8 protein-coding genes are annotated in these 12,512 nt (G+C 65.5%); 1 reads left to right on the forward strand and 7 read right to left on the reverse strand.

Annotation, left to right across the window (positions count from 1 at the left end; all coding sequences use genetic code 11):
* The coding region (locus tag ACQ4WZ_RS02910) for an IPT/TIG domain-containing protein (protein WP_436572534.1) at positions 1-4,879 on the forward strand (4,879 nt) is incomplete at its 5' end.
* A gap of 65 nt (positions 4,880-4,944) precedes the next feature.
* On the opposite strand, the gene ACQ4WZ_RS02915 is transcribed toward ACQ4WZ_RS02910, so the two are convergent.
* From ACQ4WZ_RS02915 to ACQ4WZ_RS02945, 7 genes are all read right to left on the reverse strand, one after another.
* Positions 4,945-5,661: a glycosyltransferase family 2 protein gene (locus ACQ4WZ_RS02915; RefSeq protein WP_101482214.1), complete on the reverse strand. Its 717-nt coding sequence runs from the start codon at positions 5,659-5,661 to the stop codon at positions 4,945-4,947.
* On the reverse strand, positions 5,658-6,302 hold the full coding sequence (locus ACQ4WZ_RS02920) for a class I SAM-dependent methyltransferase (protein ID WP_436572535.1): 645 nt from the start codon (positions 6,300-6,302) through the stop codon (positions 5,658-5,660). The genes ACQ4WZ_RS02915 and ACQ4WZ_RS02920 overlap by 4 nt, the downstream gene beginning before the upstream one ends.
* The gene (locus ACQ4WZ_RS02925) at positions 6,299-7,069 is read right to left on the reverse strand and encodes a PIG-L deacetylase family protein (protein ID WP_436572536.1); all 771 of its coding nucleotides are present in this window, start codon (positions 7,067-7,069) and stop codon (positions 6,299-6,301) included. Before ACQ4WZ_RS02925 ends, ACQ4WZ_RS02920 begins: the two co-directional genes overlap by 4 nt.
* Position 7,070: 1 nt before the next feature.
* Positions 7,071-8,099 (reverse strand): acyl-CoA dehydrogenase family protein, encoded by a 1,029-nt coding sequence (locus tag ACQ4WZ_RS02930; protein WP_436572537.1) that lies wholly within the window; start codon positions 8,097-8,099, stop codon positions 7,071-7,073.
* 161 nt (positions 8,100-8,260) lie between these two features.
* Positions 8,261-8,881 carry a hypothetical protein gene (locus ACQ4WZ_RS02935; protein WP_436572538.1) on the reverse strand — a complete coding sequence of 207 codons (621 nt, stop codon included), beginning with the start codon at positions 8,879-8,881 and terminating at the stop codon, positions 8,261-8,263.
* A 531-nt stretch (positions 8,882-9,412) separates the two neighbouring features.
* Positions 9,413-11,491 (reverse strand): methyl-accepting chemotaxis protein, encoded by a 2,079-nt coding sequence (locus ACQ4WZ_RS02940; RefSeq protein ID WP_436572539.1) that lies wholly within the window; start codon positions 11,489-11,491, stop codon positions 9,413-9,415.
* A 57-nt stretch (positions 11,492-11,548) separates the two neighbouring features.
* Positions 11,549-12,340: a TorF family putative porin gene (locus tag ACQ4WZ_RS02945; protein WP_436572540.1), complete on the reverse strand. Its 792-nt coding sequence runs from the start codon at positions 12,338-12,340 to the stop codon at positions 11,549-11,551.
* Positions 12,341-12,512 lie beyond the last annotated feature (172 nt).

Below are 12,512 nucleotides of genomic sequence, written 5' to 3' on the forward strand. Positions count from 1 at the left end.
CACCACGGTCATCATCACTGGCTCGAATTTTGGCGGCGCGACGGCGGTGACGTTCGGCGCCACGGCGGCGACCGGTTTCACGGTCAACAGCGCCACGCAGATCACGGCGACGGCGCCCGCGGGCTCAGGCACGGTCGACGTACGCGTCACCACGCCAAACGGCACCAGCGCCACCAGCGGGGCCGATCAATTTACCTACTTGGCGGCACCGGTGGTCACCAGCATTTCGCCCACCTCCGGTCCGTCGACGGGCGGCACCACGGTCATCATCACTGGCTCGAATTTTGGCGGCGCGACGGCGGTGACGTTCGGCGCCACGGCGGCGACCGGTTTCACGGTCAACAGCGCCACGCAGATCACGGCGACGGCGCCAGCGGGTTCCGGCACGGTCGACGTACGCGTCACCACGGCGGGGGGCACCAGCGCCACCAGCGGGGCCGATCAATTTACCTATGTGGCGGCACCTGTGGTCACCAGCATTTCACCCACCTCCGGTCCGGCGACCGGCGGCACGACGGTCATCATCACCGGCACTAATTTTTCGGGCGCGGTAGCTGTCACCTTCGGCGCCACGGCGGCGACCGGTTTCACGGTTAATAGCGCCACGCAGATCACGGCGACGGCGCCAGCGGGCAGTGGCACGGTGGACGTGCGCGTCACCACGCCAGGCGGCACCAGCGCCACCAGTGTTGCCGATCAATTTACCTATGTGGCACGGCCCGTGGTGAGTGGCATTTCGCCCACCTCCGGTCCGTCGACGGGCGGCACCACGGTCATCATCACTGGCGCGAATTTTGGCGGCGCGACGGCGGTGACGTTCGGCGCAACGGCGGCCACCGGTTTCACGGTCAACAGCGCCACGCAGATCACGGCGACGGCGCCAGCGGGTTCCGGCACGGTCGACGTACGCGTCACCACGGCGGGTGGCACCAGCGCCACCAGCGGGGCCGATCAATTTACCTATGTGGCGGCACCGGTGGTCACCAGCATTTTGCCCACCTCCGGTCCGGCGACCGGCGGCACGACGGTCATCATCACCGGCACTAATTTTTCGGGCGCGGCAGCTGTGACCTTCGGCGCCACGGCGGCGACCGGTTTCACGGTCAACAGCGCCACGCAGATCACGGCGACGGCGCCGGCGGGCTCCGGCACGGTCGATGTGCGCATCACTACTACGGGCGGTACCAGTGCCGCGGTTGCAGCGGACCAATTCACGTATGTGGGCGCGCCAGTGGTGAACGGCCTGTCGCCAACGTCCGGTCCAACGACGGGCGGCACCAGCGTCACGATCAACGGCTCAGGCTTTTCCGGCGCCACGGCGGTGACGTTTGGTGCCACGGCGGCGAGCAGCTTCACGGTCAACAGTGCCTCGCAGATCACAGCGACGGCGCCGGCTGGCACCGGCACGATCGATGTGCGCATCACCACGGCAGGCGGCACCAGCGCTACCAGCGCGTCAGATCAGTTCACCTATGTGGTGGTACCGGCTGTCACCGGCATTGCGCCCGCTTCCGGCGCCATCACAGGCGGCACCAGCGTCGTCGTCACCGGCACGGGCTTTGCCGGCGCCACGGCGGTGCGATTCGGCAGCGCCAATGCCACCAGCTTCACGGTCAACAGTGCTACGCAGATCACGGCCACCAGTCCATCGGGCAGCCTGGGCGTGGTGGACGTGAAGGTCACTACGGTTGGCGGCACCAGTGCCAGCAGCGTGGCGGATCAATTCACGTATATCCCGACCGGTGTCATCACGTTTGCGACACCGACTGCGGCTTCCGTTCCTTTGGGGAATAGCTTTACCAATGCGGCTACTTCCAGCCTCGCGGGCGGCAGCTATGGCGCCATCAGCTATACCAGTTCGAATGCGGGCGTGGCGACCGTCAGCAGCTCTGGCGTCATCACGCCCGTTGCCGCTGGTACCAGCAGCATCACCGCGACGCAGGCCGCAGTGGCTGGCGTGAATGCCCAGGCAGCGCAAAGCTATGCCTTGACGGTGACATCCGCGATGGACATCACGCCAGCCAGCTTGCCGGCCGCCACAGTTGGTACCGCTTACAGCCAGCAATTGACGGCCACCGGCGGTATCGAATCATACGCTTTTACGGTTTCCGGTAGCGTGCCAGCCGGCCTGGCGCTGAGCGCAAGCGGTGTGCTGAGCGGTACGCCAACGGCAGCCGGTAGTTTTGCGCTGACCGTTCAAGTGACGGATGCACGTCAGTTCACGGCGACGAAAAACTATACCTTGACTGTAGCTTCGGCAACGCTCGCTCTGATGCCAGCCAGCCTGCCCAATCCGACGGCGGAAGCGGCCTACAGCACCACCTTGACGGGCACGGGCGGCACGGCGCCATATAGCTATGCCGTGGTTGGTAGCTTGCCTGTCGGCCTGAGCCTGAACGCAGCGACGGGCGTACTCTCCGGCACGACGAATGTGGCCGGCAGTTTCCCGTTCAGCATCAAAGTCACGGATAGCAGCACGGGTGTAGGGGCACCATTCAGCGTCAGCAAAAACTATACGCTGACGGTGGCCGCGCCAGCCTTGACGCTCACGCCCTCCAGCCTGGCTGGCATTCGCGCCGGCGACGCCTACAGCCAGCAGTTCACGGCCGCCGGCGGCATCGCGCCCTATGCATATTCCCTGAGCAGCGGGACCTTGCCAACCGGCCTGGTGCTTGATGCGGCGACCGGCATCGTCAGCGGCACGCCGACGGTGGCGGGCAGTTACAACTTCACCTTGCAGGCCAGGGATGCGCACCAGTTCACGGTGCAGCAAGCGTTGACCCTGCAGGTGAACCAGGCGCCGCCACCGATTGCCAATGAAACGGCGACGACCTCGGTCAACCAGGAGTTGAGCCTGACCATCGCTTCCACCGATGGCAGCCCGATCACCGACGTCACCATCGTCACGCCGCCGCGGCATGGGCGCGTCACGGTGGTGTCGACGGGGGCGCTGGCGCGCATGGCGCGCGCCGTGGGCGCGAGCTTCAAGTTGACGTATGTGCCGAATGCCGACTACTTTGGTCCTGACGCCTTCAGCTATACGGTCACGGGCCCTGGCGGCACGTCCGCGCCGGCCACGGTCAGCGTGACGGTGGCGCCGCAGCCAGTGCCCGTGCCTGTCGCCAAAACGGCGACGGTATTGGCCGGCACGCCGGTGACCCTGCATGTGACGGAAGGCGCCACCGGCGGCCCGTTCACGGCAGTGGCCATCACCACGCAGCCCGTCAGCGGCACGGCAACGGTCAGCGGCATGGATATCCTCTACACGCCAGGCATCAACACCAGCGGCGACATCAGCATCGGCTACACCGTGTCGAACGTGTTCGGCACTTCGGCGCCGGTGAAATCGACGATCAGGGTCAATCCGATGCCGCAAGTGCTCGACCAGAGCGCCACGGTGGTGGCCGGCCTGACGGTGACCGTCGATCTCACTGCGGGCGCCACGGGCGGTCCGTTCACGGCGGCCAATGTGCTCAGCGTCACGCCGGCGGAGGCGGGCAAGGCGGAGGTGCGCGACGTGGGCACGGCCGGCAAGCCGTCGTACCAGCTGAGCTTTGCTGCGTCGGGCAAGTTTGCCGGCGCGGCTGTCGTCAGCTACACCCTGAACAATGCCTTTGCCACCTCGAAGCCGGGCGTGGTCAACGTGACCGTGACGGCGCGTCGCGATCCGTCGGTCGATCCGGAAGTGATCGGCTTGCAGGCGGCGCAAGCCGATGCGGCGCGGCGTTTCGCCAGCGCGCAGCTGTCGAACTTCACGCAGCGCCTGGAAAGCCTGCATGGTGACGGCTGGGGACGTTCCAACTTCGGCCTGAGCATGACGCCGCCGAACGACAGTGGCAACCCGACGGCGGCGCTGGCGCGCTGGCAGGAGCAGGAAGCAGACCGCGTGTTTGGTACCGCCGTGAAACCATATATGCGCAAGGCAGCCTTGCGCCAAACTGATACTGGTTTCAGTAGCGACAGACAGGCGGGCGGTGTGGATGTCGGCCAGGCTACAAATGGCTTGCCGGACATGCCGCAGAAGCCGGACAGGCAGAAGCAGGCCTTATCGCTGTGGCTTGGTGGCGCGGTCGATTTCGGCCAGCACTATGTGAATGGCCGCGAGACGGGCTTCCGTTTCCGCACCAATGGCGTCAGCGTGGGCGGCGATTACCGTCTCAGCGACCTGGCCACCCTGGGCGTGGGTGCCGGCTTCAGCCATGACCGCAGCGACGTGGGCCAGAACGGCAGCCGCAGCACGGCCGACAGCGCCGTGGCGGCCGTGTATGGCACCCTGCGCCCAAGCAAAGGCGTCTTCCTCGACGGTGTGCTCGGCTATGGCACCTTGCAATACGACGCCTCGCGCTACCTGAGCGATGGCAGCGGTTTCGCCACGGGTGAACGCGACGGCAAGCAAGTGTTCGGTGCAGTCGTCGGCGGTATCGAGATGCGCCATGAAACATGGATGTGGTCCCCATATGGCCGGGTGGAACTGATGTCGGCCAAGCTCGATCCGTACACGGAGAAGGCGACGGGCATCAATGCCTTGAGCTACTTCAAGCAAACCGTGCGTTCGCGCATCGGCGCGCTGGGTGTGCGGGCCGAGGGCTTGTACGTGGGAGGCCTGGGCACGTGGTTCCCGCGTGCGCGGCTCGAGTACCGCCACCAGTTCCAGGGCGCCGATGATGCGCGCCTGGCGTATGCCGACCTGGCGGCGGACGGTCCCGTGTATGTGATCCGCACCTTGCCGCAGCAGACGGGTAACTGGACGGCGGGGCTGGGCGTGAAGCTGCTGCTGTCGAACGGCATGACCCTCACGCTGGACTACAACAGCAATCTGAATATCGATAGCGGGCGTACCCAATCGGTGATGTTCGGTATCGCCATGCCGCTGAAGTAATCAAGTAGCAAGGAAAAACCTGATCGCCGGACCGGGAAAAAACCGGCCCGGCGATCTTTTTTAGGCTATGTCAGCGTCAGGAGTGGTGACGATTCCATCGCCGCCACCACCTGCAGCAAAGTATCGCCGAAGCCGCCCCTTGCCCGCGCATGGCGGCGGGCGCTGGTGGTGACGCGCGGTGCGGCGCTCCAGGCGATGTGCGCGCCGCATTCTTGCAGCGCGGCGACCATGGCCACGTCCTCGCTGCAGGCCAATGGCGCAAAGCCGCCTGCGCGCAGGTAGGCACTGGCGCGTACGCCGAAGTTGGCGCCATGGATGTGGCGGTGGCCGTCGGCATCGGTGTAGGTGTGCGCGAAGTGCTGGCGCAGCGCAGCGGCGTTTGGCCCATGCGGCGACCAGTCGTCCACCGCCACAGTGCCGCAGACGGCATCGGCGTCCAGGCCCAGTTGGGCGCTCAGCCAGGAGGGCGATACGCGCGTATCCGCATCCGTAAAGGCCAGCCAGCGGGCACCGCGCTGCAGCAGTTGCTGCGCGCCGGCCGCGCGCGCGGTGCCCACGTTCTGCGCATTGATGGCGATGCAGTCGAGACGCCAGCGCAGGTCCGCCTGCATGGCATGCTCCAGCACGATGCGCTGCGACTGGTCACTGCAGGTATCGAGCACGATGACGATGCACACCGCCTCGCCATGCAGCAAGGGACAGGTGGCGGCAAGGCGTAACGCTTCCAGGCAGGCGCCCAGGCACGCTTCCTCGTTATGCACGGGTACGACGACGCCTATCATGCGAAGCCCTCGCATTGCGCCACCGAGCGCGTATCGTTCGACCAGATCCCCAGCAGAAAGTCGGTTTCTTCATGGCGCAGCACGCGGTGCAGGCCGGGCGCATCCTGGAACGCCGCATGCACGCGCACGGTTGAGATGATGCGCTGCGCAAACGGCGCGCGCCAGTGGCACAAGACGATGCTGCCGCCCGGCGCCAGGCTGGCGATGCTGTGTTCGACCACGCGTGCCAGTTCTTCCGGCGACAGGTAATAGGCGATCTCGCTCAGGACGATCAGGTCGAATTTGTCGGCGCCGGGCAGGATGCGCGGCCAGTCTTGCGGCAGCCGGTGCTGCGCGAGGACGACGTTGCTGCCGCATCCCGCGGCCAGCAGGCGCTGCTGCGCCAGCCGCAGCGCTTCGGCCGAAAGGTCGGCTGCCAGCACGCGGTCGCAGCGCCGCGCCAGTTCGAGCGTTAGTTCACCATTGCCGCAGCCTGGTTCATAGGCGTGGCGGTAGCGCCGCTGTGGCAGGCTGGCCAGCAGCAGGGCGCGCTTGCGCTCTTCGTACCAGCGCTGGCGCACCCGCCACGGGTCGGCATCCTGGCGATACAGTTGTTCGAAATAGCTGCCGCGCTGCTCGTCGGGCATGAAAGATGCGTTCATAGAAAATACACCTCCCAGGCATGCAGCAGGCGCCGCAAGGCGTCGCCGGCGACGATGGCGGGCCGTCCCGTCGACGGGTCGTCCTGCATCTGGCTGGCGAAGCAGTGCAGGGCGTCGCGCTTGCGCTGCAGGATGGGGGCTGGCAAGGGCAGGCGGTGTGCGCGATGCCACGGCACGCGCATGTCGCCCGGTGCGGCCCAGTGCCAGCCCCAGATGGGCATTTCCACCAGGGGGACGCCGCTGGCCGCGCATGCCGAAGCGCAAGCCCGGCCGCATGCTTCATGGTCCGGGTGGCCGTCCAGGCGCCAGGTGGTGAAGACTCTGTCGCCGGGACGCAGCTGCGCTGCCAATGTGGTGCTCAGGTGTGGTGTCATGCCGGCCACGCCGCCATCGGGCAGGTGCAGGCGCAGCCATGCGGGCGACGCCAGTCCCAGTGCGGCCAGCGCCTGCGCGGACTCTTGCGGGCGTACCTGGCGCAAGCGATCCTGTGGCCAGAGCGGCGAGCCCGGGTGGCTGGCGTCGCCATCGGTGACGGCGATGAGCAGCAGTTCGCTGCCCTGCGCCGCCAGCAGTTGCAGCAAGCCGCCGCAGGCGAGGATTTCATCGTCGGGATGGGGCGCGACGATGACGGCGCGCGTCCCTGGCGGCACCATTGCGTGCGCGCTGATGGTGGGCAGGTCGTTCAACCCCCGCCAGGATAGCCACACATGGTCCGGCGTGCCGCTGCCTTCGATGCGGCGCGCATGCGTATCGGGATGGGCGAGCATGTCAAAGTGCCCACGGGTGGTCTTCGGCGCCGGCGACAATACCGCCCAGCACGGCCTGATCGCGTTCGGCGTGGCTCTGGCGCAGAAAGACGGGCAGGTCGGCCGCCAGGCGTGCAAAGCGGGCATCGCGGCACAGGGGGCCGGCGCCCAGTGCACGCGTGGCCAGGTGCAGGACTTGGGTGGCGGCGTCTTCCACCGCCAGGCGCAGACGCAGGGCCAGGCCCATGGCGTCGCGCTGCGGCTGTGCGTCGATTTCGGCGGCGCCTTCGCGCAGCAGGGCGCCGGTGGCGCGCAATGCGCAGTCGATCTGGCCCAGTTGCGCCAGGCGCACGGGATCGGGGGCAGCGTGCTGCGCGCGCGCATGCAGGTGGCTGGCGACGGCGCAGGCCGCGCCATACCAGGCGGCTGCGATGCCGGCGCCGCCATGCCAGAAGCCGGGGCGCTCCAGGTAGGCGCCCGGCGGGCCCACGGGAAAGGCCCGCGCGCCGGAAAAGGTCACGTCGACGCTGGCGCAGGCTAGCATGCCGACGGCTTGCCAGCCTTCATCCGTGACGTGCACTCCCGGCTGCGACAGCGCCACGGAGGCCAGGCAAGCCTGGCCTTCCTCATTCCAGCAACTGACCAAGGCGTGGCTGAGTCCATTCGCCCCCGAGCACCAGGCCTTGCGGCCATCGAGCACATAGCGGCCATCGGCCGCCTGTTGCAACTGTACGCGCGCGCCCGGCATTTCCGCGCACCATACGCCCCAGCTGCTGCCGGTCGGTGCGCCGGGCCCGTCGATCTCCGCCAGGATGGCCAGTGCATCGGTATGGCCCTCGTACAGCTTGAGCAGAGAAAGGTCGATGGCGGCGATGGCAGCCAGCATTTGCCAGCGCTGCAGCGTGGAGCCGTGGCCGGGCAGGGGTAATTGGTCCAGCCCCGCGTCGCGCAGACGCTGCAAGCATTCGATGGGGTGGAAAGCGCTGTCCTGTGGCTGCAGCAGGGCGGCCAGTGCAGCGTTGGACGGTAGGGGAAAGGCATTGGGCGGCATGGCAAGCTCCTGTTTTTCAACAGAATAGCTTTGTATTTTCGCAATGTATGTTCGATTCTGCACATACACTCGCTAATGGCCTCAAGTCGATGCGGCGGCGGGCGGGATGGCGCGGCTGTGGCAAGCTGCAGGGCCGGGCGGCCCCACAGCAGATCAAGCGTTTATTTTTTGACGTAGTGCATGTCCAGCACATACGCGCCCTTGTCCAGCATCACCGTGTACAGGTCGTTAGCGCGCAAAGACAGGCCGCCGGGGACGCTTAATGCCGGCTGCATGCCGTCGTCCTGCATGCAGGAAGCGCCATTGTCCACGTCAACGCACCAGTTGTTCTTGCCATCCATCTGTACATATTTTACGGTAGTACCGCTCCTCAGGAACGTATAGGCCGGGACCGACGAGGTGATCTTGTCGACGCGCAAGCTCGTTGCTGTGGCGTTTTCCGCCAGCTTGATCAGCATGTCGGCTGTGCCATCCGGCTTGCCGGTGATCGTCGCGCTCATGCCGTCTGTCGCGACCACGGGGCCGGAGCAATCGGCCTTGAAGTACGTTTCGCCGGTCGGCGTCAGTTCCAGCGAACCGCTGCCGTCGCTCTTCAACGCGATGACGAGCAATTGGCGGTCGTGATGGTCGCAGGCCGACTGCCAGGTGCCGACATACGCGGCCAGCGGCGAAGTGCTGCCGGACTCGCCGGCAAGCTGTTGCGCCGTACCGCTGCCACCACCACCGCAGCCAGCCAGGAGTGTTGCGGCCGAGCCAGCCAATACAGCCAGTAATTTTTTCATTCATCATCCTTTTTCATCCGGCAGCAGGGCGTGCCGTCAACGCGGCCTGATTATAGGATTATTAATCAGCGGCAATTCTCGCCGAATCTATCGCTGACTTGATTTGGATCATGTCGCGGTGACGCGCTGAACTGCACGGGGCCGCTGCAATCGGGAGCTGGCGGTACTGGTTTTCACAAGCGGGTTGCCAAGTATCAACATAAGCGGCCAGTGCAGGAAGGGGCGCGAGCACCACTGGCGGGACAGCGACGTCAACACTACCGGCACGGCCACCACCACAGCCAGTCAAGACCACTGTGCCAGATACCATTAACAAAGCCCATCTTTGTGGCGGGATATGAATGCAATCTCAAGTGCTGCCATTAAATGACGGCGAGAAGAAACGGGTGGAGTGCCGCGCATAATCATGAAAGAAGCACGTATTGATAGGATAGGGCCGCATATACAGAGCGCCATTGTCTTGCGAATGCAGCAGGTGAAGATAATACCGGCGCCTGATAATGGCGCCGGCCGCCGCCAGAGATGGCAGGCTTAAAATTCTTCCCAGTCATCCCCTGCCGGTGCCTTGGCGGGCGCACGCTGTGCTGCTTGCGGCTTGGCGATGCTCAGGCGCTTGGCGGGCGCCGGTGTTGTTGGCGTGGCGGCGCGCGGCGTCGCCACGCTTGCTGCTGGTGCCGTCTGGCGCACCTGCTCGCCCAGCTTGAACACGCTGACCACCTCGGCCAGATGGCTGGCCTGGTCTTGCAAGCTTTCGGCGGCGGCCGCCGCTTCCTCGACCAGGGCCGCGTTTTGCTGCGTCACGCCATCCATCTGCGCCAGCGCCTGGTTGACCTGGGCGATGCCGTCGCTTTGCTCGGTGGTGGCGACGCTGATGTCGGCCATGATGGCGGTGACCTTGCGCACGCTGTCGACCACCTGCTCCATGGTGGCGCCCGCTTCATCGACGAGTTTGCTGCCTGCAGCCACCTTGCCGACGGAATCGTCGATCAGCAGCTTGATTTCCTTGGCCGCCGCGGCCGAGCGCTGTGCCAGGTTGCGCACTTCCGTGGCGACGACGGCGAAACCGCGCCCCTGTTCGCCCGCGCGCGCCGCTTCCACGGCCGCGTTCAGCGCCAGGATATTCGTCTGGAAGGCGATGCCGTCAATCACACTGATGATGTCGACGATCTTGTTCGACGAGTCATTGATCGAGGTCATGGTGGCTATCACCTTGCCGACCACTTCGCCGCTCTTTTGTGCCACGCTGGACGCGGAAGCTGCCAATTGATTCGCCTGGCGCGCATGGTCGGCGTTTTCCTTGACGGTGCCCGTCAGCTCCTCTACCGAGGCGGCCGTCTCTTCCAGCGAACTGGCTTGCTGTTCCGTGCGGGCCGACAGGTCGTTATTGCCTTGTGCAATTTCCGCGCTGGCGCGGGCCACATTGTCAGCGCTGGCTTGCACTTGCAGCAGCACGGCGTGGATCTTTTCCACGAAGGCGTTGAAACCCTTGCCGATGACGGCCAGCTCGTCGGTGCCCTTGACTTCCAGTTTGACGCGCAGGTCGGCGTCGCCGCTGGACAGATCCGTCATGGTGCGGCCCAGGGTGCGCAGGGGGCGCGTCAGCTGGTTGACGACGAGGATCAGGATACCGGCCGTGGCTGCCGCGCACAGCAGGGCGACGATCAGGGTGTAGGTCATCAGCTCGCGCGCCGAGGCGGTGGCCACGCTTTTCGGGAAGTTCAGTTCCACGCTCCAGGGCGCGATGTCGGGGTGGATCTGCAGCGGCTGCAGCAAATGGATGTAGCCTTGGTCATCCTCGTATTCATACGCCTGGCCCTGGCGTACCTTTTCCAGACCGGCGGCCGGCACGTCGTCGGCCTTCTTGCCCAGCCGCTCAGGCACGGGGTGGCTGGCGTACAGGCCGCCGTTCGAGATCAGCGCCAGCTTGCCGCCCTCGATCACTTTCAGGTCGGCCAGGATTTTCGCCAGGCGCGTGAGCATGAAGTCGGCGCTGGCCGTGCCCTTGAAGCTGCCGTCGATCATGATGGGCGTCACCAGCGAGGCCATCAGGACATTCTTGCCATCGACGGGGTAGATATACGGTTCCGTAAAGAAGGTTTTACCCGTGCGCTTGGGCACGTCATACCAGTCGTTGGCGCCCGGTTTCGGATCGAAGACGATGGGTTCGACTTGCAGCTTGCCGCCGGCGCCCCGTGTCCAGTAGGGCATGAAGCGGCCGCTGGCGTCGTAGTTCGGTTTTTGGTTGGCAAATTCCGCATCCTTGCCGTCGAGCGCGTTCGGTTCCCACGTTACGGCCGCGCCCAGCAAGTCTTCCGAGCTGCTCAGGGTGGCCTTGGTCAGTTCATTGATCTGCTCGCGCTGCAGGGGCAGGTTCGCGCTTTTCGTGCCGCGCATGGCGCCGGCCAGGCTGCTGACGCTGGCCAGGTTGCTGGCGATGCGCGCCTGCAGAGCACCCGCCACTTCGCGCGCCGACGTGTGCGCCAGTGCCAAAGCGGCTGCCTCGGCGCTGGCGCTGCTCTTGTAGCCGATCACCGCCGCCGTGACGCCCAGGCTGAGGATGGCGAGCGCGGTAGCGGCGACGCAGATTTTGCTGTTGAGAGAAAGTTGCATGATGCTGTTCCTTGATGGGGATGTGTATCGGTATCTTGGGCGGCGCGTGTGGCGCGCCTAGAACGTCTTGCTGATGGCCACGACCAGCGTGGCGGCGGCGGGGTTGGACGTGTCAAACTGGCCGGCCGCATTCGGGATGCCCAGGGTGTAATGGTCGTAGGCATCGGTGGCGCCCCAGGCGCGCGTGATAGCGGCGCTGGCGCTCCATCCGCCGTCGAAGGTTCTGGTGACGCCGACCTTGGCGTCATGCCAGTTCCAGATGGCATTACCCGTGCCCGCCACCCGGCCATTGCCGGCGTGCAGGTTCAAGGTCCAGGCATTGCCCAGGTCGACATTCGCGCCCACGTCCAGGTAGCCCGTGCCGCGCGCATTCGTGATGCCAAAGAAGTCCGGCGTGACGGTACGGTTGTACTTGGCGTACAGCATCTTGTAGCTGAGGCCCAGCGACACCTCGCCATAGTCGTACTTGACGCCCGTGGCGCGGTAGACGGCGCCCGGATACTTGTAATAGTACGCGAGCACGCTGTAGCCCAGTTCGCCTACCGTGCCGCTGTAGCCGCCATACAGGTCCCATTCGATGGTCGCGTCCTCGATATAACGGTCGCTGACGCTGGAAACCCAGGTGCCCAGCGACCAGCCGCTGGGGTGCGCGTAGTCGGCACCCGCTTGCAGCGCAGGTTTACCCCAGGTCTGGCGAAAGCCGCGTGAAATGTATTGCGAGGTGAGGCTGGCATTGGCGCTGAAGGTGGCGGCAGCGCTGTCCGTGGTCTGCGCCTGCACGGGCATGGCGGCGAGCAGGAAGACACAGCCCAGCAAGGATGTTCCACGAAAATGGCGGTTCGATGGCATGGCAGTCGGCTCCGTATTTGCCGGCAGCGGCCGTCCAGGCACGTTGCCCTGATGGTTGCAATAAATAAATGCGGAATGGACTTTGCGCAAGCAAGGCGACGCCGTGTGCATGTTCGCAGGAACATGCACACATTCTCACCAAACGTAACCGAAAGGATAGGGGCTAGGGCTA

It is taken from the genome of Janthinobacterium darwini (assembly GCF_051380905.1).
GTDB lineage: Bacteria > Pseudomonadota > Gammaproteobacteria > Burkholderiales > Burkholderiaceae_D > Janthinobacterium.